This is a genomic window from Psychrosphaera saromensis (assembly GCF_002954545.1).
Classification (GTDB): Bacteria; Pseudomonadota; Gammaproteobacteria; order Enterobacterales; family Alteromonadaceae; genus Psychrosphaera; species Psychrosphaera saromensis.
On the sequence record NZ_MSCH01000003.1, the window covers coordinates 1,837,991 to 1,861,617 of the forward strand.

22 protein-coding genes are annotated in these 23,627 nt (G+C 36.1%); 15 read left to right on the forward strand and 7 right to left on the reverse strand.

The window, feature by feature from the left end:
- The first annotated feature begins 57 nt into the window (after positions 1-57).
- From BTO11_RS08355 to BTO11_RS08395, 9 genes are all read left to right on the forward strand, one after another.
- Entirely contained in the window at positions 58-909 is an 852-nt protein-coding gene (locus tag BTO11_RS08355) for a thymidylate synthase (RefSeq protein ID WP_105052180.1), read from the forward strand.
- A gap of 337 nt (positions 910-1,246) precedes the next feature.
- Positions 1,247-3,544 (forward strand): TonB-dependent receptor domain-containing protein, encoded by a 2,298-nt coding sequence (locus tag BTO11_RS08360; protein ID WP_105052181.1) that lies wholly within the window; start codon positions 1,247-1,249, stop codon positions 3,542-3,544.
- 86 nt (positions 3,545-3,630) lie between these two features.
- On the forward strand, positions 3,631-4,788 hold the full coding sequence (locus BTO11_RS08365) for an alkaline phosphatase family protein (protein ID WP_105052182.1): 1,158 nt from the start codon (positions 3,631-3,633) through the stop codon (positions 4,786-4,788).
- 86 nt (positions 4,789-4,874) lie between these two features.
- Positions 4,875-5,915, forward strand: a complete 1,041-nt coding sequence (locus BTO11_RS08370; RefSeq protein ID WP_105053706.1) for an alkaline phosphatase D family protein — start codon at positions 4,875-4,877, stop codon at positions 5,913-5,915.
- A 321-nt stretch (positions 5,916-6,236) separates the two neighbouring features.
- On the forward strand, positions 6,237-6,848 hold the full coding sequence (locus BTO11_RS08375; RefSeq protein WP_229793316.1) for a FlgO family outer membrane protein: 612 nt from the start codon (positions 6,237-6,239) through the stop codon (positions 6,846-6,848).
- A 9-nt stretch (positions 6,849-6,857) separates the two neighbouring features.
- Positions 6,858-7,574 (forward strand): FlgO family outer membrane protein, encoded by a 717-nt coding sequence (locus BTO11_RS08380; RefSeq protein WP_229793315.1) that lies wholly within the window; start codon positions 6,858-6,860, stop codon positions 7,572-7,574.
- A gap of 14 nt (positions 7,575-7,588) precedes the next feature.
- Entirely contained in the window at positions 7,589-8,296 is a 708-nt protein-coding gene (locus tag BTO11_RS08385; protein WP_105052183.1) for a FlgO family outer membrane protein, read from the forward strand.
- 12 nt (positions 8,297-8,308) lie between these two features.
- Positions 8,309-8,956 (forward strand): hypothetical protein, encoded by a 648-nt coding sequence (locus BTO11_RS08390; protein ID WP_105052184.1) that lies wholly within the window; start codon positions 8,309-8,311, stop codon positions 8,954-8,956.
- Between the two features lie 455 nt (positions 8,957-9,411).
- Positions 9,412-11,346 carry a putative bifunctional diguanylate cyclase/phosphodiesterase gene (locus tag BTO11_RS08395; RefSeq protein ID WP_229793314.1) on the forward strand — a complete coding sequence of 645 codons (1,935 nt, stop codon included), beginning with the start codon at positions 9,412-9,414 and terminating at the stop codon, positions 11,344-11,346.
- Between the two features lie 45 nt (positions 11,347-11,391).
- Here BTO11_RS08395 and BTO11_RS08400 read toward each other — a convergent pair whose 3' ends face one another.
- The 5 genes from BTO11_RS08400 to BTO11_RS08420 all read right to left on the reverse strand — a co-directional run bounded on the left by BTO11_RS08400 (position 11,392) and on the right by BTO11_RS08420 (position 17,489).
- Entirely contained in the window at positions 11,392-11,871 is a 480-nt protein-coding gene (locus tag BTO11_RS08400) for a hypothetical protein (protein WP_105052185.1), read from the reverse strand.
- The gene (locus BTO11_RS08405) at positions 11,858-14,992 is read right to left on the reverse strand and encodes an SPOR domain-containing protein (protein WP_105052186.1); all 3,135 of its coding nucleotides are present in this window, start codon (positions 14,990-14,992) and stop codon (positions 11,858-11,860) included. Before BTO11_RS08405 ends, BTO11_RS08400 begins: the two co-directional genes overlap by 14 nt.
- 15 nt (positions 14,993-15,007) lie before the next feature.
- Positions 15,008-15,802 (reverse strand): fimbrial biogenesis chaperone, encoded by a 795-nt coding sequence (locus BTO11_RS08410; protein ID WP_105052187.1) that lies wholly within the window; start codon positions 15,800-15,802, stop codon positions 15,008-15,010.
- A 257-nt stretch (positions 15,803-16,059) separates the two neighbouring features.
- Positions 16,060-16,671, reverse strand: a complete 612-nt coding sequence (locus BTO11_RS08415) for a hypothetical protein (RefSeq protein WP_105052188.1) — start codon at positions 16,669-16,671, stop codon at positions 16,060-16,062.
- Positions 16,672-16,868: 197 nt separating this feature from the next.
- Positions 16,869-17,489 carry a FlgO family outer membrane protein gene (locus BTO11_RS08420; RefSeq protein ID WP_105052189.1) on the reverse strand — a complete coding sequence of 207 codons (621 nt, stop codon included), beginning with the start codon at positions 17,487-17,489 and terminating at the stop codon, positions 16,869-16,871.
- Between the two features lie 187 nt (positions 17,490-17,676).
- Here BTO11_RS08420 and BTO11_RS08425 point away from each other — a divergent pair, with 187 nt between their 5' ends.
- From BTO11_RS08425 to BTO11_RS08435, 3 genes are all read left to right on the forward strand, one after another.
- Complete coding sequence (locus tag BTO11_RS08425; RefSeq protein WP_105052190.1) at positions 17,677-18,879, forward strand: dipeptidase; 1,203 nt, start codon at positions 17,677-17,679, stop codon at positions 18,877-18,879.
- 337 nt (positions 18,880-19,216) lie between these two features.
- On the forward strand, positions 19,217-20,257 hold the full coding sequence (locus BTO11_RS08430; RefSeq protein ID WP_105052191.1) for a hypothetical protein: 1,041 nt from the start codon (positions 19,217-19,219) through the stop codon (positions 20,255-20,257).
- A gap of 140 nt (positions 20,258-20,397) precedes the next feature.
- Positions 20,398-20,745 carry an outer membrane protein assembly factor BamE gene (locus tag BTO11_RS08435; protein WP_105052192.1) on the forward strand — a complete coding sequence of 116 codons (348 nt, stop codon included), beginning with the start codon at positions 20,398-20,400 and terminating at the stop codon, positions 20,743-20,745.
- Between the two features lie 103 nt (positions 20,746-20,848).
- Here BTO11_RS08435 and BTO11_RS08440 read toward each other — a convergent pair whose 3' ends face one another.
- Together BTO11_RS08440 and BTO11_RS08445 are read right to left on the reverse strand one after the other, a co-directional pair.
- Positions 20,849-21,187 (reverse strand): RnfH family protein, encoded by a 339-nt coding sequence (locus tag BTO11_RS08440; RefSeq protein ID WP_105052193.1) that lies wholly within the window; start codon positions 21,185-21,187, stop codon positions 20,849-20,851.
- The gene (locus BTO11_RS08445) at positions 21,180-21,611 is read right to left on the reverse strand and encodes a type II toxin-antitoxin system RatA family toxin (protein ID WP_105052194.1); all 432 of its coding nucleotides are present in this window, start codon (positions 21,609-21,611) and stop codon (positions 21,180-21,182) included. Before BTO11_RS08445 ends, BTO11_RS08440 begins: the two co-directional genes overlap by 8 nt.
- A gap of 113 nt (positions 21,612-21,724) precedes the next feature.
- Between BTO11_RS08445 and smpB the strand changes: the two genes are divergently transcribed.
- The 3 genes from smpB to BTO11_RS08460 all read left to right on the forward strand — a co-directional run bounded on the left by smpB (position 21,725) and on the right by BTO11_RS08460 (position 23,598).
- A complete protein-coding gene (gene smpB, locus BTO11_RS08450) occupies positions 21,725-22,204 on the forward strand; it encodes an SsrA-binding protein SmpB (RefSeq protein WP_105052195.1) in 480 nt (159 codons plus the stop codon).
- 157 nt (positions 22,205-22,361) lie between these two features.
- Positions 22,362-22,814: a hypothetical protein gene (locus BTO11_RS08455; RefSeq protein ID WP_181135874.1), complete on the forward strand. Its 453-nt coding sequence runs from the start codon at positions 22,362-22,364 to the stop codon at positions 22,812-22,814.
- A complete protein-coding gene (locus tag BTO11_RS08460) occupies positions 22,801-23,598 on the forward strand; it encodes an NRDE family protein (RefSeq protein WP_105052197.1) in 798 nt (265 codons plus the stop codon). The genes BTO11_RS08455 and BTO11_RS08460 overlap by 14 nt, the downstream gene beginning before the upstream one ends.
- Positions 23,599-23,627: the final 29 nt, after the last annotated feature.

A 23,627-nucleotide genomic window follows, 5' to 3' on the forward strand; every position in this document is an offset into this window, starting at 1 on the left:
CTCGAAACTCGAAACTCGAAACTCGAAACTCGAAACTCGAATGCAGGAATTAAATTAATGAAACAGTATTTAGAATTATGCCAACGCATTGTTGACGAAGGCACTTGGATAGAAAACAAACGCACGGGTAAACGTTGTTTAACGGTTATTAATGCTGAGTTAAATTATAACGTTGGTGATAACGAATTTCCTATGATCACCACGCGTAAGAGTTATTGGAAAGCCGCTATTGCCGAATTGCTTGGTTATATCCGTGGCTATGATAATGCCGCAGATTTTCGTTCTATCGGTTGTAATACATGGAACGCCAATGCCAATGATAACGATGCATGGCTGAACAATCCTCACCGTAAAGGTGAAGACGATATGGGCCGCGTTTACGGCGTACAAGGCCGTAGCTGGGCAAAACCAGATGGTGGTTTTGTTGATCAACTTAAAAAGTTAGTCGACGATCTTTCCAACGGTATTGATGACCGTGGCGAAATCTTATCGTTTTATAACCCTGGTGAATTCCACATGGGTTGCTTACGTCCGTGTATGCACACACACACGTTTTCTTTGTTAGGTGACACTTTGTACTTAACCAGTTACCAACGTTCTTGTGATGTACCACTAGGACTTAATTTTAATCAAGTTCAAGTGTTTGTTTTGTTAGCGTTAATTGCACAAATTACGGGTAACAAAGCAGGGAGAGCGTATCACAAGATAGTGAATGCTCACATTTACGAAGATCAGCTTGAGTTAATGCGTGATGAACAATTAAAACGTAAACCTTTTGCATCACCAAAGTTAATTATTAATCCAAAAATTAAGTCGTTAGAAGACTTAGAAACTTGGGTAACTATGGATGACTTTGAAATAGAAGGTTATGAATGCCACCCTCCAATAGCTTATCCATTTTCGGTTTAAGTTAACGTATTTTTGACCATTCAAAGTATAGGTTTATAGTTTATGCTTTGAATGGAAATGTTTAGTAAAACCACAAGTTACACTTGTGAACCACTTTCTTTTTATCACTCCTTTTCCATACACAGTCCTAATCACTTTCACATCGTGCAATATTTTTAATACATAATTTTTAGTACAGACTTGTGAAACTCAATGTCGTTTTTGTACATATTACAGCCATAAAATTTACATATAGATTTCACATTACTGTAAGAAAAATTCACCCTTATTGTCATATTAAAAAAACATACTGCGTCCGCTTATTAATTTAATTTAAAAAATAATAAATGGGATAACAATGTACGCTTTCACTAATAAATCAGTTTTGAGCATGGCAATTGCCATGGCTATATCAACATCTGCTTATGCAAACGATAACAATAATAAAAACGACAAAGAAAACGAAATTGAAGAAGTTACCGTGGTTGCTAAACCTACTAGTTACGCAAACAATGTAATTGATCCAGCGATGATGGAGCAACAAAGCTCTGTATCGAGTGTTTTATCGGTTATCGATAACTTACCGGGTATCAGCATAAATGAAGGTGATGCATTTGGTGGCGATGATTGGTCAACAACCATCACAATGCGTGGTTTCAGTATTGACGGTAATCAGCAACAATTGGGGATGACCGTAGATGGTGTTCCAAATGGTGGTTCTAACTACGGTGGTGGTGCTAAAGCTAATCGTTATTTAGACAGTGAAAATTTAGAAACGGTTGAAGTTGGACAAGGTACTTCTGATATCAAGTCTGCCTCTTTAGAAGCGCTAGGTGGAACCTTTAACTTTATTAGTAAAGCGCCTAGCTTTGACAAAGGTACTACGTTTGCTTATACATCGGGTAGTAATGACGCTTCACGTTATTATTTCAAACATGAAACGGGTACTATTTTTAATAACACTCAGGCTTATGTGAGCTATTCACAAACAGAAACTAGCCGTTGGGTTGGTTCTGGCAGTAATGGTGGTAAAGATAACCAGCATGGGGAAGTTAAATTTGTCAGTGACTTTGATGAGTTAACGGTAACAGGCCGTTTATCTTACGATGATGTTAGTGAAACTAACTACAACAGCGTCACCATTGAGCAATTTAACCAATCACCAGATTGGGATCAGTTAACATGGAATTGGACAGGTGTTCCACACTATGACCAAATGTTTGCAGAAGGTTGGGGCACATTACGTGAAAATACGTTAGGGTATTTAAAGTTTGAATACGCTCTTTCACCTTTATCTACGTTTACAGTGACGCCTTATTATCATAACAACTCAGGTCGTGGCGATTGGATACCTCCGTACTTAGCATCACCAGTTGATGAATTAGGAAATCCAACAACAGAGGGCGGCACTAATGCAGGTTCTTATGGTTTTACTGACACCAATGGTAATCCACTAGCGCCAAATGCTTTATGTACAGCAACGTTAAGCTGGCCATGGGACTCAGGTACAGGTCTAAACCCAGCTTGTTACCCAGACACGGCAATACCAGTTATGTCTTACCGTCATACCCACTACGAGAAAAATCGTTCGGGCGTTACAGCAAATTATCAATTAAGCATAGGCATGCACGATATCGAAGCGGGTTTATGGTACGAGCAAGCTGAACGTGATGAGTCACGTGATTGGCACAAGGTGATTAACGCCAGTGTAAATCAGCGTTTTGATGATACCCCTTACTGGACGCAGTATAAAAATACATTCAATACCGATACATTTAAATGGTATGCACAAGACTCTATGGCGCTTGGCGACTTTACGCTTAACTTAGGTGTAAAACAGTATCTTGTTGATTTAGATAAATATGATCATTACCAAGGTGCGACAACCGCTGAAGTTAATAGCGACTCAGATGTATTATTAAGTGGTGGTCTTTTATATCAGGCAACTGACTTTATTGAGTTATTTACTAGTTATAGTGAAAATTTCTCTGCTATTAAAGACGGTGTTTTTGAAGCTGACAGTTCAGACCTTTCTGCTATTAAAGCTGAAACCGCTGAAAATATTGATTTAGGTATTCGTTACCAAACAAATGCATTAAAACTTACGGCAACAGCGTACTCAATTACGTTTGATAACCGTATTACCTTTATTGCACCAGGTAGTGATGCTGGTGGTATTGATTACACTATTGGGACTAACGGTACTTACTTAAATGTAGGTGGTATTGAGTCTTCAGGTCTAGAATTATCAGCAAATTATATGGTTACTCCTGCTTGGAGTATGTATACCTCGTATACTAATAACAGCTCTGAATATAAAGGCAACGCTCCTGGCTTTACCGCTGGTGACGCAGTTATCGACTCAGTTGAAGACTTGTTTGTTATCTCTAGCGATTACTACAGCGGTGATTTCCGTCTTGGTTTATCTGCTAAGTACACAGGTGAGCGTGGTGATGTGGATAGCTACACAGTTTTAGACTTCAACACTGGCTACTCTGCTGAAGTAGAGACTGGACCATTTAAGTCTATTGATATCGCTTTTGTAGTTAATAACTTAACAGGTACAAGTTATTTAGCTGGCGGAACGGGTAACGGTTCGACTTACTTCATTGGTGCACCTCGTACGGCTGCACTGACGTTTACTGCGAACTTTTAATAAATAAGTTAATTACTTATTATTTGAATTCAAAAGCAATAAAGCCCATCGCTTAAAAATGATGGGCTTTTCTATTGGAGCTTATTATGAAGATGATCATCAAAGCAGGTTTGTTTATTACTTTACTAATTAATACTTTATTAATTAGTACGCTCGCTATTAGCAAAGAAATAACTGCGTCACAGAATCTAGTACTGGTGACGCTAGATGGCGTGCGTTGGCAGGAGGTGTTTAACGGCGCAGATAAAAATCTAATTGAGGATCCAGATTTTGTTGCTCATCCTGAGCAATTAAAAGCAGAGTTTTGGCATGATAATGCTAAAAAACGTCAACAATTACTGATGCCATTTATTACGCAAGTAATCGCAAAGCAAGGTTCGATAATTGGTAATAGAGCACAAGGCTCTAACATGTCGGTCAGTAACCCGTGGTATTTCTCTTACCCAGGTTATAGCGAAATATTAACAGGAGAAGTGGACGAAAACATAAACAGTAATGCCAAAATCCCTAATCCTAATCAGACAATCTTAGAACGTTTAGAGCTGCAACAAACTAGCTTTAAAAACAAAACGGCTTTGTTTGGCAGCTGGGATGTATTCCCATCAATTGTTAATGCTCAACGTAGTCAGATATATGTAAATGCTGGGTTTATGCCGATAGAAGAAGATTTGTTTTCGGATGCAGCCCTGTTAAATGCAATGCAGGAAGAGATCCCAAGTCCTTGGTATAATGTACGGCTAGACAGTTTTACCTACCGCTTTGCAAAAGCTTATATGTTAGCTAAAAAGCCAAAACTACTAGTGATAAGCCTTGGTGAGACGGATGATTTTGCGCATGATGGCCACTACGATCAATATTTAAAGTCAGCGAAACAAAGTGACGCATTTATTGCGGATTTATGGGAAACCATTCAAACCACACCGGGTTATAAAGATAATACAACCTTGATCATTACCACAGATCATGGACGAGGCAGTCATGCTAATGATTGGCAGCATCATAGTTCAAAACGAGCTTTGGCTAAGTTAGGACTCGACTCAAATAGCTTTCCTGAGGGAATTGTTGGTGCAGAGCATATTTGGCTGGCTGCCATAGGTCCTGCCATCACAGTCCAAGGTTTAGTAAAAACTAAGACTGAGCTGAAACAGGCGCAAATAGCGGCAACGGTTTTAAAAGCACTTGGTCAAAACCCACAACAAATTAATCCTGATATGGCTGAAGCCATTAACGAGATCTTAAAATGAACAAGGTATTAAGCACTTTTATATCTTCGACTTACCGTCAATCTGTAGCTGTTAAATTAACAGCTACATTTATACTTGCTAGTTGTATGTTGAGTACTCTTTTATTAACAACCCCAGCGCTGGCCGCTACAGCCTCGGTGCCATCTAAAATTTTATTTGGTTCTTGTGGACATCAAGATAAAGACATTCCTATTTTTGATGCAATAAACCAAGAGCAGGGCGACTTATTTATATTTTTGGGTGACAACATTTATGGCGACACCAACGATATGCAAGTATTAGCCGACAAATACCAACGTTTAGGCGCTAAACCTGGTTTTAAAACGCTTAAACAACAAACGTCTATTATTGCTATGTGGGACGATCATGACTTTGGGCAAAACGATGCAGGTAAAGAATATCCGCATAAAGAAGCATCACGACAAATCATGCTCGACTTTTGGCAAGAACCTGAAAACTCATTACGTCGTACTCGTGTAGATGGTATTTACACGTCTTATTTTTATGGGGAAGGTAAACAAAAAGTACAAGTGATCATGCCGGACTTACGCTGGAATCGCGATAAGCTTAACTCGGTTTCACAAATTGAATATTACACTAAACGTAAGCTTGCTAACCAAGGGCCATATAGCCCAACAAAAGTTAAAGGCGCATCTATGTTAGGTGATGCTCAGTGGTTGTGGCTTGAAGCTGAACTTAAAAAGCCTGCGGCCATTAAGCTAATTGCATCAAGTTTACAATTACTGCCAGATTTTACCGGTTGGGAGTCTTGGGCTAATTTTCCAGAAGACAGAAGCCGTTTATTTGCCTTAATTAAAAAACATAAAGTGAATGGCGTTATCATTATTAGTGGAGATACTCATTGGGGGGAAATTTCAAATTATAACCAAGATTTAGATTACCCATTAATTGAAATGACCAGCTCAGGTTTAACCGAAAGATGGAAAGAGGTAAGTCCAAATAAACATCGTGTAGGTAATTTTACTCATGAAGTAAATTATGGGGATTTGAGCATAGATTGGCAACAAGCCGACCCTGCTATATCTCTAAGTTTAAAAGGTATTAATGGCGAAGTCATAATGCAAGAACAGTTTAATTTATCGACGATTAGTCCATATAATCAATGACAGTTATTGAATACGTCCTATAAATATAACGGCACGATACTTGTTACGTTTTCTTTAGTGAGGGTATATAAGGCATAGGTAACTTATTTTTTGAGTTGCCTTGCATTTTTTTGTATTCATTCAGCCTTTCCCAAAGGCTGGTTTAGAAACACCTTATGCTGCGTTATTAGGTAATAACCATTATCTTTAATCAATGCTTTGTCTAAAAGCCTTTTTAATTCCAGCTGAATCCAGCACCTTCAAGTGAAACGGAGATAATATAAAGTTCAGTGGCACAGTAATTGCTTTTATTGAATTATAAATAGATAGAGTGAAAAACCTATGATCCGATTATTATTGATACCTTTGTTACTGACTTTAGTGAGTTGCGCAAGTTTTACTGAGCCAACAGCAGACAAGCAAGGGCCTGTAGATAAAGAAGCGTTGACGTTTAAGTCGCAGATGCCAGAAGGTAATTTACATTATTACGTTGAAAAGCTAGCTAGACAATTATTTGACACAACCAATATGTTTGATACTTCTCGGCCAATTATTGTCGGTACATTTTTACCTGCTGAAACATTAGTGGTTAATGATAGTGATAAATTGACGTCGTATGGCATACAAATTCAAGAGAGTTTGTCGACCTTATTAACTCAAGCCGGTTTATACGTTGTTGAATATAAAGCGTTATCAAAAATTAAAATCAGACCTAATTCTGATGTTATGTTATCAAGAGATGCGGATGAATTGGATTCACTAGTCAATGCTGATTTTATGTTAACCGGAACATACATTCAGAGAGAGAGTAGTTTGATTGTGAATGTTCGTTTAATTAACATTTCTAACAAAAAAGTAGTCGCTGCAGCAACGGATTATATTCCCATTAATAGTATGTGGAATCATTCAAAAATCTCAATGAGAAATCAGCAATTACACCGTAGCGAATACTAGGAGCAAGTCATGAATAAGTTATTAATACCATTGTTATTTTCTACTGTATTGTCTGGATGTATGACAATGGGATCACAAGAAGAAGCTAACAACTCAGCAGTCGATCCCCAATCTGTAAATAACGGATCTATTAATGGAATGAATTCTCAAGGTCAAAACTCGAATTCAGCGGTTAACTTTCAAGATAGTTACCGCAACAAATTATTATCGAACATGGGCAATGCTTACCAGCGCCGTGGTAATCGCTCTCAAAGCATTAAAGATGTGAACTATTATGTTCGTGGTTTAATGCAAGAGTTGGTCGGTAACTTACAATATGTAAATGCTTCAACGCCTGTTGCGGTTACAAACTTTGTATTTTTAGATGGTTCGTTTGAAAACTCAGATTTGGTTGGTAAACAATTGTCTGAAAGCTTTATTCATGAAGTTCATAAGTTTGGTATACCGGTTCTTGATTTTAAAACAACGGATTACATCAGAGTCTCTCAAAGTGGCGACTTTGTATTAAGCCGAGACTTCCTAGAGCTAAATAGTGATTTACCAATTCGTTATGTCGTTGCAGGAACCTTAGTAAGGCATTTAGCAGGGTATATGGTTAATGCTCGTATTGTTGGTATTGACTCAAAGGCGGTGGTCGCATCTGCGCAAGGGTTTATCCCAGCTAGCGTGATCAATTCATTAATATCTGGCAGTGTAAATGACGGCATTCCGTTAACTTCGAATTAATTGTAGGGCGTACTATGGCACTTTTAAAATTAAGACAAAGACATATATTGCAACTGCTTTTAGTCAGTACTTTAGCAGCTTGTAGTTCGACCTCTAAAATGTCAGGACGTATGCTTAACTCGAACGATACTATTTGTGTTTCTCAAAGTGGAATGGTTGTAACTTGCGGAGCAATCGTTAACAAAAATATAAGTAACTCAGGATCGAATATCGATACTGATTTGATGAACTCGCATACATTAGAAGCCAGCTCAAACAGTGTGATGCTGGGTGAATACGTTGAACAAATCGCAACTGACTTACTACAAAATATGTTGGTTCCTGTTGATGGCGCCTCTGTTGGTATTACGCCTTTTGTGGAGTTCTCAACAAGCTTGTCCTCTATAAACATGTTAGGCGCTATTTTAGCCGAAGAGTTTATATTTGAATTACAGCGTAATGGCATAATGGTTGTTGATTATAAAGTTCAAGACAGTGTAGAAGTGAAGGGCAGTGGAGACTTTATCTTCTCACGCAATAATACAAAATTAACGCTAAATGGCGTGATGAAATATGTGTTGGTTGGTACGTTAATTTACAATAAACAAGGCATTTGGGTTAACGCTCGGATTGTTGATATTGAATCTAAGAAAGTGGTTTCCTCGGCTAAAAAGCTAGTGCCGTATTTTATTTTAGACAGCATAGTGCCGTTTGATACAAACAAAGCTGTATCAGCTAACTAGGAGTAGTAAATCGTGAATAAAACAAAATTTCTTCTGGTAGCCAGTTCATTAGTATTTGTTGGCTGTAGCTCAAAACCTGTTGAGCCTACTGGTGTTAAATCAACGTCAATGTTGCCTGTTATCTCAAATGAGATGCATCTAAAGAAAACCATAATCAATGATTATAACGCTTATCAACAGGTCAATTATGACACCATTAAATCAAATAATTCGGAAGATCAATTAACCTTATTAAACTCTCAAGTTGAGTATGTTGTAATGGACTTAATCTCTAATTTAGATGAGAGATTAATTGATTCACCTATTATCATTAGACCTGTTTTATTTAATGTCGATGAAGGCTATAAGACTCGTGAAACTGAAATTTTAATAGAGTCTGGATTTGAGCTGACATTAAAACGATTTGGTTTTGACGTGTTCAACGACAGAAACCCTAGAGGTAAGCTAAACGGTAATGAATGTGTGTTAGACATTACGGTTACATCAATTAATGATAAAGTCATTTTGTTATCGACCTTGAAATACCTAGATTCAAATAAAATTAGAGCGGTTAAACAGATATATATTTCTGATTACTTTTTCAAAGATTTTGTTGATGGTATCGAAGTGCGCAATGATGTTGAAAGCGATGAAGAAAAACCAGAACTTCAACTTAATTAATTGATATAAGGTCTTGGAATTTGACGCATGTTAAGTTTCAAGGCTTTTTAATTTCCTAAATCTAGCTAATCCCTTATTACTTTATAATCTCTCCAAAACCAAAACCAAAACCAAAACCAAAACCAAAACCAAAACCCGGCAACTTGTATCTATGTGCTGGCAACTTTTAACCTATCAATTCCTGTTATTTGTTCACGGCTTAAGCTTTTATACTTGGCATAATAAGACTGACTCCCCATTTTTTTATTCAAAAACATTAACGTATATGCATTAAAAACCTACGGTGTGGTTGTATAATAAACTTTATTGGTTGGTTAATTGAGCTTTTTTGCTTTAATCTTGCTTGTTTTTTACTCGGTTGAACTATAAAGCATGATTAATCGGCTCTCAAAATGGAGAATTTTGGTATTTGTTATACCCTTAGTAGATAAGGTTAATAACATTAGAGGTGTTTCTTGATTGGTAGCGCTCCCGAGCTAAATAAGTATATGCAACGCGATGCTGCCATATTGTTATATGGTAATGCAGTTTCTGGCATTTTGGTGAGCATGTTAGCTTCTAGTTTTCTGGTATTTGCATTTCATGATCCCCTTACTGATTCATTTAAACAAATATGGTGGTTAGTAATGACCTCTTTGTTGGTGCTCAGGGGGATTGATGTTATTTGGTGGAAAATTAAATTACAAAATACCAAGTTCGACGGAAAGCGTGCGGTTAATCGGTTTATTGCTGGCGCTAACCCAACTGCGGTTCTGTGGTCGGTGTATTTAGTTTATTTGACGATCTATAACAACGGCATAGAATTGACTACGACTATTATTGTTGTTGCCTCTATGGCCGGTGGTTCTGCGACTGTGTTGGCAGCGCATAAACCTACTGCTATGTTTTATGCTTTTATATTACTGGCTCCAGGCTCAATAGGTTTGTTAGCTTCAGACGAATATGCATTGAGATTACTTGGCATATTGGGGTTTGCTTTTAGTATTGTGATGTTTATTATTTCAAAAAAATCAGCTGAGTTTACCCTTCATACCTTATATTTAAGAAATGAAAATACGGTATTGCTACATCGTATGGAAGAGAAAGTTGAACAACGTACGCGCAAAATTTACGAACTTTCAAACTTAGACCCTCTTACAGGCTTATTTAACCGTACAGCCTTCCTAAATCACTTAAAGTCGGTTATTAACCGTGCTGATAAAACGTTTGCTCTGTTATTTATAGACTTGGATGGGTTTAAAAAGATTAATGATTCAATTGGTCATCAAGCGGGTGATCAAATTTTGAGAAAAACGGCTGAACGTTTAAAACAAAGCGATCTAGATACCCAACTATTATGTCGATGGGGCGGTGATGAATTTCTTATAGCACTTGAAAATACAGGAGAAGCTGAAGCTATTGAAAAATCAGCTAAGTTAATCGCTAGGCTCAGTGAACCACATAATACGGAAAATAGTGTGTTATCTGTAGGTGCGACAATAGGTATCGCTTTATATCCAGAACATGCGGTAACAGAAGATCGCCTTATTCAATCTGCAGATATGGCCATGTACTACCAGAAGAAACAGGCTCCTTCCTCGGTCGGTGTTTTTTCTGGAGAAATGGAAAAACTCTATTTTCATGAATTAAGAATGAAGGATGGGCTGACAAAAGCAATTGAGAAACAACAGTTAAGATTGGTTTATCAGCCTTTAGTATTATCTACAAACCATAAACTTGTATCATTTGAAGCGCTTCTTCGTTGGCAGTTTGATGATGAAAATATTCCACCGGATGTATTTATTCCTATTGCTGAGCAATATGGTTTAATTCACGAAATAGGCGCTTGGGTATTAAAAAATGCCTGTAAGCAAGCAAGCGCTTGGGGTAATGATATTGGCGTATCAGTTTGTGTTAATGTCTCGGTAAGCCAATTAAAAGATGAGTGCTTTATTGCAATAGTTGATGATGCGCTGTTAAGCAGTGGTTTGTCTCCTGAGTTATTACATATAGAAATAACAGAGTCTGTTTTTGAGTCAGATACTAGTTTCTTATCGCATCAAATTAAGAGCATGCAAGCCAGAGGGATAAAAGTGTCGATTGATGACTTTGGTACTGGCTATTCTTCTTTGTCAGTAATGCAGGACTTAGCGGTAAATATAGTGAAAATTGATCGCTCATTTGTCAATAAAATGAACAGTAATGGTTATGCCATTATTTCTGCAATTATGAATATAGCTTCATCGTTAGACTTTTTGGTTGTAGCAGAAGGTGTGGAAACCGAAGAGCAGGCCAACGAACTTTCCTCGCTAGGTGTGCATTTTCTGCAAGGATATTATTTTTCTAAGCCGATGGAGGTGGCAAATATCCCAAACTTCTTAAGCAAAAAGACTGAGGTTAACGAATACTAATATGCATTATCGTTAACCTTATCCGCTATTGGAGAAGTCTAAAGATTAAGGATCTTCAGTAAACTCCAATTCAGCACTAAGGCTTTGTGAGCTGCCGCTAGCGGAACCACCTGGAAACGTTAATGTACCAGCCATATAAACAGTAATTAAACCGTCAGAGCCTGTACTGAAGTCTATATAAGTATCGGGATTTAGATTAGTCGCTTCATCACCTAAATTATTGGTGAGCCTTATTGTAGGCTCCAATATAAAACCATTAACATCTCCAACGGTAGATATTGCTTTGATTTCTATATTGGTATTTGCTGTTGCGGTAATTGTATATATACCAAGCACACCGTCGGATACACATAAGTTAGCTGGCGTAATCTCCCCAGTTATCACATCCATTTCGCAACTGCCGGAACTTGGAACCGTCTCGCCAAAGTTTATGTCTTGTACTACGGTTAATACTTCCCCAGCAGCAAAGCTAAGTTTAGGTAGTAATAAAAGTGAGATGAGTAAAGTTCGTTTAATGTTTAACAAGGAACGCTCCTTTTTTAACGCTATCAGGTAACTTATCGAGTGCATTCCTAGCATTTAGTGGTGAGGTATAATCACCTAAATACAGCTTACAATAAGAATCAGTTTCAACTATGTATAAATGGTCAAGTTTTCTAGTTATCTCTTCAAATGCAGCAGTGTCACATTTCCCGTCTTTTATCACTGCCGATAACTGTATTGAATAGGCTTCCACTTGAATTGAGTAAATGTCTTCGCCTTCTCGATAAATGACGGTAAAACCATCATCAACTAAGGTTTTAGGCATGGTACTCTTATATTCGTCAGCGGCAGCACCGGTGCGGAACTCACCAACAAAGACTTTACAATTAGTTCCTTCAATAATGTAGAACGCATCAGCAAAACCAGATTGTTTCAACTGTGCTACTCTTAATGCACAATATTCCCTGCTATCGTATGCGCCAAACTGAACCGTATAAAATTCATTATGGGCTAATTCTGATGTGTTTTTTACGTGCTCTTCTACATTGATTAATTCGAAATCTGGAACATCAACAAAGTTTGTGCCTGTTTTTATATTAATTAAGTGCTCAGCTGGCAATGAAACTAAACCTAGCTTGTCTAAATAGCCAGGTTCAATTCGTATTTTATATTTACCAGGCCACATTTTCTCTAAAGAATAGCTACTATTAAAATCACTTTTAAATGTTTTCAGCACTTTGTTGTTCATTGTAACTAATTCTAAAGGGATACTAGGAGGCACCGTTTTATCAGATAAGTTAACAATTAAGCCATCTAAATAGGAAGTGTAATTAAACGGTACGTCAAATGAAGTCACACCACCGGCATGAGTATAAAAATACACATCATCATATACAGGCGACAATAAATCTGACTTGGTTTCCCTAGTGTCATAATCGATTTTAAAAGGTCTACCTATACGAGCATTAGGTAAATAAGTGTAACCTCTTCTATTGGTAGGAAGGTCGTCCCAGTAGGTCACAGATCCAAATTTAACACCGCTTAATGCCGAGTCAAACTCATCAAAATTGCCACTTTTATTTCTATCATGATACGCAAATAAATCTAATGTTGATGATTGTGCGGTGTATTCACTTTGTAAATTCACCTCATTTTTATAATAGTCATAATCTAAATTGAACGTGATACCTATGCCGACAGTCCACTTAGTTAAACTTGAATAAGTTATATTATTGGTGAAGTTTATTTTTTTAGTTTTCCAGGCAAAACGATTTATTATTTGATATTGATCGTTTTCATACAGACTTATGTCTAATGAACCGTTCATTTGCGTTAAGGTACGCCAATTGGTATTTAAGTGTGCAGATGTAATACCTGGCTCTTGTATGTCTATTTGATTTAATAAGTAATTAAGGGAGAATCGTGACGTTACTAGAGAGCCAAAGCTTTTAGTAGCACTAAGCTCTCCTTTTATTATTTCTTTATCGGGAACGGTAATAATGTCGGTATGGGTTTTGGTGTAATCAAATTTGTTACTAATGCTAGCCCCCAAAATTGGTGTACCTACAATTAACTGATAATTTTGTATATCATTTTTTTCAGTTGTATATATATTCTCAGTTAAGCTTGATACTCCTGTAATAGTAAAATTATCAAATCGACTAAAATAGTATCCTGTAATTTTATTATTTTCTACTGTATCTGTTTTATTACTCAATGCCGTTAATCGATAACGATCCTGTTGACCGATAGCACCTACTAAATTTATATTGTAGTTATATTCATCAGTGTCATTAAAAGTAGTGCTTATATCTAATAAGGAACTTGGTAGTGATTTAGATAATGATAAAATTACTTGCTCGTCTTTATCACTTGCTATACCAGCATATTCTTGGCTTAAATAGCCTAATCCTAGACTGGTCTTATTCCCCAAACCTATATTTGATTGCATATAGAAGGTAGGAATAAACTCTGAGTTGATATCTGAACTGGAGTTGTTAAAAATAGATTTGGTTTGATCTACATAGTTGACGGTAAAATCGACATTACCTTGTTTTATTATTTGATTACCAACAATAACATCAGAGTTTCTGGTTTCAGTTTCCCCATAAGGGCCATATAATTTCAATGTAAATCTGTTAGTTCCGTAATTTACATCTATATCTTCAAATAATACTCTACCGTCTTCTGTTGCTGTTGTTATGGCTATTAACAACCCGTAGCGATAAAGCTCGACTTCCCAACCAGCTGGTACATTTTCATCTATAATTGCTTTACCGTAATAGTTATTAAAACGTTTATCTATGGTACTAAAACTAAAGCCTAAGCCACTTACCGGGATACCAAATCGGGTTAACGTATTAGATACATCACCAAATGAATAATTATTAAGTACCCCTAAAATCTTTTTATTAGGGCTTACTTGGTCACGCTTAAAATTCAATCGGCCGGCAACATCTTTACTTACTGTATTGGTATTAAGCGTTAAATTGGCTGCATGGTTTAATACGTCCCCATATAAACTTAAGTTAGTATTAAGAGTCGTATCCGAACTATTATTCGCTAAGCCTAAGGCTACCTGGCCTTTTGGCGGTGTGAACAAACGGTATTGATCGTCAACCATGAAATTATAATGGACTGTATCTGTCGGTAAGTAAGCTAACTCTTTTGACTCTCTTAATAGTCTAACTTCAATGGGGAAGGTTAAAGTTTTGTCTTTGGGGGTAATAATTAAAGATAAGATATTATAGTTTATGATTAATTCTGACTGGAGCAGTTTAGATATTAACTTAATATCAAAATAATACCCTTGTTCGGTGTTCGACCAATATGTAGGGCCTGTTATAGACGATGAAACTTGTTGCAAGTTAGTATCAATTTTTATGTCGGCAAACCCGCCATTAAATTGCCTTGTATCAGGATTATAAGTTAAGTCTATTTCCAATAACGATTCAATTAACTGCAGTGGTGCTAATATGCTGCCATCGTTAGTGCGATAAAATTCAGCACTTTGATATAACGTTTTTTCTTTTAATACGATATCAAATATCTCGTAATCTAGTTCTTGTTCATTTACTTGCACTTGCTGTGAAAAGCTTGCAGTAGAAGTAAGTAATAAAACAATAATAGTAATAAACGAAAAAAATCGAAAAAACGTTAACATATCAATTTTAGCCTTTTAAGGTTTAGTAATTTCAATTGATTTGGTTTCAGTCCCACCAAAGTCAGGGTTTTCTTCATACATAAGGGTAAATTTTGTGCTGTCAACGTTTTTGAATTTTAATGTATGTTTAATTGCTTTTGCCTGTATATAAGCTGAGACACTAGATTTTATTGCTACCTGGTTACCCGTTTCATCAAGTAACTTTAACTTACCATAAGTTGAACGCTCACCTTGTTTTAACAAAGTGAAGTTAAGCAACGTATTTTCACCTTCTGTAGTAAATGAAATATCTGAAAAATCTATAACAACAGGTACTTGTTGTTTTCTAATAATTATCGGTATACGGCTTATAAATCTCGGTTCCATTGCTGGGGCGTATTGACCATTACTTCCAGATGTTGAAGTTAATTGCTTCTTTATTGGCTTACATGCAATGGATAAGTAACTATGTAACTCATTGCTTTTTGCTTTTCTGTAACCCCTAGCGATAATTTTTAACTTTTGTGATTGTTGTGCTTTGATATTCACTCGTTTTGGCGACAATCGTACATAAGGTTTAGCACTATTTGAAGCCTGTTGGTTTCCCACTAATTCTGTCAAAGAACCATCTTCTGCGACATTATAATCTACTAACGTTATCTGACAATTTTCTGACGTATCACCACGATTAAGTAAGGTAAAATCTTGTTTATTAGTTTTATTATCAATAAAAATTCGCAAATTAGTAAAACTAACTCCAGCCTCTGCACTTAAAGAAGCCCCTAAAGATATAACTAAAGTTAAACTGATAAGAGTGTTTTTTATTAACATGGGAAAAACCTTTACTGTAATTAATGTAATCTAAATACTAACAGTATTGGAGCAAGTTTTAGGCCGTATTTTAAAAAAAGTTAATATTTTTATGAATTAACTATAGTGGTTTGTTGCGATGTTTTGGATTGGGAGGTTAGACGTTACTATTAAAAATGAAACGTATATATTATTGTGATAAATACAAAAAAACCGAGCTATTTACAGACAGCTCGGTTTTAATTTTACAGTTATTTAATAAGTTAAATAACTACTTATTAATATAGTGCAACAATATCAAAGCTAACATTTTCACCAGTGATGATGTCAGTAGGACTTATAATCGTAGATGTTCCACCTAAATAAAGTACAACAAGGCCATTCCCACCAGTGTTAACTGTTGTTGGTGTGCCAGTTGGTATTTGAACCGACGGATATGAGATGTCATTCGGTGTAGCAATACCGATCGGGTCCCATGATATAGTTGTTGCGGCTCCAGCTTGTAACTCAATGTTAATATCAACATTAACTGCTGTTGTACCACCATCAATAGTGTATACACCAGTTGTTGCTGTGGTACCAGCAGCAATAGGTTGTGTAGGGCAACCGCCACCGTTTCTTACTACATTAACATCATTTGCAGTACCTGTTTCGCCTGATGGACCGACAACGCCATTTACATCATTAAGAAATGTAGGAGTCCATACACAAGTCGAACCGGCCGTGCCAGTTAATACAGCACCTGGATCAAAATTTTCAATCGGTGAGATTATTAGAGCTGGTAATACAGCGAAAGCTACAGTAACAGGAGTTGTTGCTGCATTAGCTGACATTGATGCCGCAACTAATACAGAACCTGCTAATGCTTTTGAAATAATATTCTTTTTCATAATTAATTTCCTAAAATGTTAAAAGTTGCTAGTCATGCTAATTAAACTGTCCATATAATATACAAGTTGAATCCTTAATATAATATAAGGGTATACCTTAAATAATGACTCTACCTAGATTCATTAACTTTATCGGACAGTGTGTATAAATCTTTAATAATTTTTATGACGTAGGCTTAACATTTTGATAATAAGGATTATTTCCCTTTAATTATAATGTCGACACCATCAACAATAGGATATGAACTACGAACTATATAGTTTGGGATACTAAAAGAATGTGCGGCAACAATCTCAGATTGTTTGATATTAATTACCCTTGCATTGATATTTACTGAGTTAGGCGTGTAGTTGATCACACCAGATAAAATATACTCAGATTCTAACTTTCTAAGTTTATCTATCGTTCTAGAAAAAACAAATGCGCCTTTATCCGTTATTTGAACGTCGCTGGCGGTGTACAAATCTTCAACAAAAAAGCCAACCTCTTTTAGCGATATTAATAAAGTATCACTTAATTGATTACCCAGAGGGTTGGTATTATTTAAATTATCGTCCAGCTCAACAAATGAGGTAACTGTCATCAAACCTAATTTGTCTGGATTAACCTGTTTGGTCATTTCAAATGCTAAACGGTCTGCATAAGCTTTTAAGATTTTGCTATCGATTAAATTCACATTTGCATGTTCAGCTTCATCTTCAGTTATAAAGCCATAACCAAATTGTTTGAAGCGGCCAGCATTATGTTCGTTGTGGTAACCCGCAGCCACACAACCAACTAGTAAATGCATAACAATTAATAGTAATAATAACTTCATAGTGAAATCCGAATTTAGAATGTTGAAATTTTGATTTGATATAAGCAATAAATACGCCAGTTATAAAGTAGTTTATTACCAATATTTAACGACTGTATTGATAAGTTAAAACAAATCATTTTCTTTTGAACTGACATCTGATTATAGTGAACTCAGTTTAAACCTATCATAAAGAATAAGGATTATAATGCGAGCAACAAAATACTTACCGATTTTAATATCATCTTTAGCGGTTACTTTTACTGCGAATACCAAAGCCGTTACCGTATCCGAGCATGCGTTACGCTTAGCGCAAGAAACGATCATTGTTGACAGCCATATTGACGTGCCTTACCGAATGCATAAAAAATGGGTAGATGTAACTAAGGCAACAGAGGGAGGGGACTTTGATTACCCTAGAGCTGTTGCTGGTGGTTTAAATGCACCATTTATGTCTATTTATATTCCAGCAACTTACGAAGCTGAAGGCAAAGACTTTGGGGTTCAACTGGCTCACCAGTTAATTGATTCTGTTGAGGCAATTGCCAACCGCGCTGAGGACAAATTTGCCGTTGCGTATTCAACAGCCGATGTTTATAAGCAATTTGAACAAGGTAAGATCTCTTTACCTATGGGCATGGAAAATGGCAGCCCAATAGCCAATAGCTTTGAAAATTTAGCTATGTTCCATAAACGTGGTATTCGTTACGTTACGCTTTCTCATTCATTATCTAACCATATCTCTGATTCTTCTTACGATTTACGTCGTCAATGGCATGGCTTAAGTGACTTTGGTAAAAAGTTAATTCCAGAAATGAATCGAATTGGCATGATGATCGATATTTCTCATGTATCCGATGATGCATTTTACCAAACGTTAGAACTAACTAAAGCCCCTGTTATAGCATCGCACTCTTCTTTACGTAAATTCACTCCAGGGTTTGAGCGTAATATGGATGATGCAATGATTAAAGCTTTGGCTAAAAATGGCGGGGTTATTCAAATCAACTTTGGTTCTAGCTTTGTTTCAGCAGCTCCTAGGGAGTGGCAAGATAAATTAAAAGCTAAGTATGAAGCTGAAAATACCAAAAGAGGTGAAGAAAAAGCCAAGCGTATAGAAAAGCTGTACAAGGATAACAATCCATATCCGTTTGCTAGTTTAGATACGGTGTTGGATCACATAGATCACGTTAAAAACTTAGTTGGCATTGATCATATTGGTATTGGTTCTGACTATGATGGTGTAGGTGATTCATTGCCTCGTGACCTTAAAGATGTATCTTATTACCCGCAGTTGGTACAAGGTTTACTAGACCGAGGTTATTCAGACACTGATATTAAAAAGATATTGTCGGGCAACTTTATGCGAGTCTGGAAAGCGGTTGAGCAGTTAGCACAGTCGCAAAAATAAACTCGTTTAACCCATAATAAAACCTAACTAGCGCGTTTGTCGTATTAATAAGCTGTTAGGTTTTATTTTATCTTGAATGTAACGCACTGATTTAGTTGATTAAAGTGTATATATTTTAATTAACTATTAATAAAACAAGCTTAACCCTAAATACATTCTTAATTTAGGTATTCCCCTATACTGCTTCATTGTTTTTTTATCTATTATGCTTAAGTGCTATCAAATAACTGTGTGTCTTTTATTTTCGCGACTTTTATAGCTACACTTTTTCTAGCCCAACTTTTATAGCCTAATTCTATTTAGAATTTTTTCTAGCAACGTAATGAGAACTTAATTTATGACTTCAATTCATGATTTAGCTAAATGCATATTATTAGATGATGTAAACGACGTGTTTTATCGTAGTTTATGTTTCTCTAATTATGCTCGCACTGAATATGATGCTAAATCAGACATAGAAAAGAAGTTAGATACGGCGTTAGAACAAAGACTGGCTAGACAGCTAAATTGGAGTTCATCAATCTGTAGCTTAGATGCTGCCACTCATAAGTTCAGCCATTTATTAGAATTGATAATGAAAAATCAATTAACTGAAAGCGGCTTAGTGGCTATGTTGGATGATAATTATTGGTTAAAGTCGGCAGTTGAGATTGAACTGGGTCAAGATGTATTTACCTCTGCAATTGAACAAAGTACTTTAGTTACACATTTAGACTCTCAATACATAAACAAACGTTTAGCACATATAGCCTGGCGTTATTTTGCTTCTCAAATGAGTGACCAAAATCAGTACCTATTACAACAAGTTGTTGAACTCTCAGACTCGTTTGCTGAAAAAACCATGGAAAATGCAAGTGAGCGAAATGAATCACTTGATGAAGATATGGCTTATCATTTAACATTTATAAATTCTTACTCTTTTGTTGTATTGCTAAAGTTATTCGATAGAGCAGTACAGTCAGTTAAGCATGACGCATTAAATACCACTGCATTTGAATGTGAACAGCAAAGACTGCTAATAAACCAATACCAGCCTATGGCGATAAGCTTATTAAGCTTTATGGTTTTTGATGAGTTCTTAAAACCTAATGTGCTCGATAATTTGAATTTATCTAGCAGTACTAGCTCTAACTTAATTAATGGCGATAAGGCTTTAGATAGTAAGTCTCAAATTTTTGTGATGTCACGTGGCCAAGTTATTGTTGAACGATTAAATAAAAGTAGTGTTTTAACGGCAAAACAATTAGCTGACTTCACCGCCCAGATGGGCATTAAGTTTGAAGTGAAACAAAATGATTTAGACTTAGATAAGTCTGGCAAACTATGGGCTAAGTTATTATCCAGTATCCCAACACTAGCTTCAGCTTCAGCTGCATAATTGATTATTACTATTTCGTAAGTATTAAGTAAATTGTGTAACTAATTTTACCTGCATATATTTATTCTGTTAGTATTACGGAACTTTTTAGGTCTGTTGAGTCAAATAGACTAATCAATTTTGAGATGTAGCAGTATTTTATGAAACAAATTTTAATTACATTTATCCTTGCCCTTAGTCTTAGTGGTTGTAGTCTTTGGATTTATAAATATGACATAAACCAAGGTAACTACCTTAATCAAGAAGATGTAAACAAACTTCGAATTAGTATGACTAAAGAACAGGTTCAGTTTGTTTTGGGGACGCCTTTAGCTGAAAATCCATTTAAGTCAGACAAGTGGCATTATGTTTATACTAATAAATCTGGCAAAACTGATAAAACCACTCGTAAAGAATTGGTTGTTAGTTTTAATGGTGATTTATTAACGACAGTTAGTGGTGACTTTGAGCAACCAGAAGAGTTTAATAAATCTTTGGATGAGAACTAATAATAAATATTATCAGTTAGCATCATCAAGCATAAAAAAACCCAACTCAGTTTGGGTTTTTTTATAGAATTTTCATCTGGTGAAACGATGGAGCCAGTATCAATTATTTCTTTCTTGGATTTGGCCTACCACCAGTTACTTTATCAGCTCTACCTTCTTCAATCGCTTTTTCAGCTCGGCGTTTTCTCACTTCTTTTGGATCCGCAATCAGGGGGCGATAAATCTCTACCCTGTCACCGTCGTTTACAATATCTTGTAATTTACAGCTACGGTTCCAAATGCCAACTTTATTAACCGTTAGGTCTATTTCTGGATAGGTTTGAGCTATCTTTGAGTTCATAATAACTTGTTCAACCGTATTGCCTTTAGGTACTTCTAAAGACAGTAAGGTTTGTTGATGTGGTAAACCATAAACAAGCTCAACTTTGATATTATTACTCATAAACTTTCTTCGCTCTTTGGGTGAATGCTGAAACCATATTAGCCACTAGATTATTAAAAATACCACCGAATGCTAATTCGATCATCTTAGAGGAAAATTCAAATTCCAAATCTAGTTCTACTTTACAGGCAAATTGATCTAATTCAGTGAATTTCCAAACGCCAGTTAAGTGCTTAAACGGCCCATTAAGTAATTGCATTTTTATTTCTTTATTTGCTGTTAACTCATTTTGGGTGGTAAACCACTTACTAATACCAACCGAGCTGATCAATAACGATCCCTCTACGGTATTTTCATTTATCTGGACGCGTTTGGAATCCGCGCAGTTAGGAATGAATTGAGGGTATAACTCAATGTCATCAACTAATTTGTACATCTGTTCGCAGCTATACATAACTAACGCACTTCGTGATATGTTTGCCATAAATATATGTGTTGTCTAATTTTTTTTGTATTCTAACAAAGTAACTAGAAAAATACGTACAAAAAATGGTTATCAATCGTTATACTGATGCGGAATCTAATTAAGTAAGAATTATGGCCAAAAAAAAACCAAGTACTCCATCGAATTCGATAGCGTTAAATAAAAAAGCGCGACACGATTATATCTTAGAAAAGAAGTTTGAAGCTGGTATTCAATTACAAGGTTGGGAAATTAAAAGTATACGTGAAGGTAAAGTTAATATTACCGACACTTATGTATTTTTAAAAAATGAAGAAGTTTATTTATTAAACGCTGAAATACAACCATTAAACCAAGCGTCATCACATGTTTTATGTGAGCCTACTCGTCAGCGCAAATTATTGTTAAAGAAAAAAGAAATTGCGGAATTGATTGGTGCGGTAGAACGTAAAGGTTACACCTTAGTTGCCACAGGCATGTATTGGCAGCGTAACTGGGTGAAAGTTGCATTCCATCTTGCCAAAGGTAAACATGATCACGATAAACGTACTGATATCAAGGACCGAGATTGGTCTCGTCAGAAAGAACGTTTGATGAAACATTCAACGCGATAACTAAATTTTTTTAAAAATAGTTTGAAATAAAAGTTTAGTTTTGCAGTTCTAATACTAAAGTAACGGAATATATAAATTTTAGGACTTAATCATCGATACTATTTTTATACCGGATCCTATTTCGGAAGTTTATGATAACAATGTATTAATAAAGCAATTGATTGAATTTATTAATACATTGTCAGAAATACAATTTAATGATGGCTTGAATATGAACAGCGGCACTATTGGCGCTCATGTTCGACATGTTGTAGAGCATTATCAAAGCCTCTTACTTGATGCGGATACTATCGATTACGATAACCGTTCTCGTAACACTGCGATTGAAACTCAGCCGGCTATGGCTATCAATTCGTTAAATTCAATCATCTTTGAGTTGCAAAAACTTATCGCAGATAAAGCGGTTGATGTTTTGTGCAGTACAAACACAGCTCCTCAAACAAACCCAACTACAAGTAGCTTACGACGAGAGTTAGTGTTTGTTCATAGTCATACAACGCACCACATGGCCATTATTCGTATTTTAGCGCTTTCAATGATGTTACCTATAAGTATGAACTTTGGTAAAGCTGCGTCTACGCAGAAGTTTGAGCATAATGTGCAGTCTTAATTGGCGTAAGTTTGAATCTCATATTTCTATCGCGTTTAATCGTGATGAATCGGTTGATCGAGCAAAAGCTGAAATCCCTCATTTGTTTAACGATGGCACTGTTAATTTTTTAATGCCTAGAGATCCTGCTGGGAATGGAAGTTGGTTAGCGGTTAATCAATGCGGGTTTGTATTTTTATTGCTTAATGATTACCAAGGGCAATTAAAAAGTACAGAGCACGAGCTGATCTCAAGAGGGTTGTTAATCCGCGGGTTAGCGAGTTGCCGTTCATTACAAGAAATCACTAAGTTTGTGGCAAATATAGACTTAACTAAGTCACAACCGTTTTACCTAGTGATGATAAGCATGGAAAAACAAATTTGCTGGCATTATGACGGGATAAAAACTGAATTAGTTGCAGGTACATTACCAGAACAAATCTATTCGTCAGGGCATGCAGACGCAGAAGAAATTATTAAATTAAGAAAACAGCATGTGTCTTCTTTAAATATAGAGAATGATGATGATTTAATTAAATTACATAAGTCCCATCAGCCGCAGCCAAATAATTCAGTCGACAACTTAGCAGACAATTTAGGCGATTCAATTAATAGTTTAGAACTAGTCGATGATGAGCTGAAAGTAGGGGATTTGAAATACCCTATTTGTATGCATAGGGAAGACGCTAAGACTCAATCATTAACTCATATTATATTAATGGATCATGTAGTCAAAATGAAGTATTGGAATGGTCAGCCATGTTCGACCGACCATTTCTTTTATTCAGGTCTAACTCTGAGTTAAACCGTATTCCTCGCAAAATAGGCAGCGCT